This is a genomic window from Oleiphilus sp. HI0066 (assembly GCF_001635725.1).
On sequence record NZ_LWFH01001175.1, the window covers coordinates 1 to 452 of the forward strand.

Sequence of the window (452 nt, forward strand, 5' to 3'; positions counted from 1 at the left end):
AAGCTGCTTATGTCGAGGAAATTGATGACCAGACGCTCATCAAGCACGCCATTCGGGGAATGCTAAACGGTCTAGACCCACACTCTTCTTATCTAGAGCCTGTCGCATACGACGACCTGAAGCAAAACACTTCTGGCTCTTTTGGTGGATTAGGAATTGAAGTAGGTATGGAGAATGGCTTCGTCAAAGTTATCGCTCCCATCGACGAAACACCTGCTCATCTTGGTGGAATTGAAGCTGGCGACTTGATCATTGAACTAGACGACAAGCCAGTCAAAGGCATGAGCCTCAGCCAAGCTGTTGAAAAGATGCGTGGCGAAGTCGGCACAAAAATCAAAATTAAATTAGTACGTTCGGGCACGCGAGAGCCTATCGAAATGACGCTAACGCGCGCTGAAATCAAGACGCCAAGTGTTCGTTCTCTCATTCTTGATGAAAAATATGGCTACTTG

At 46.9% G+C, this 452-nt stretch carries 1 protein-coding gene; it reads left to right on the forward strand.

From position 1 onward, the window contains the following. A partial coding sequence (locus A3738_RS15735; protein WP_156504293.1) for a S41 family peptidase occupies positions 1 to 452 on the forward strand: 452 nt, incomplete at both ends.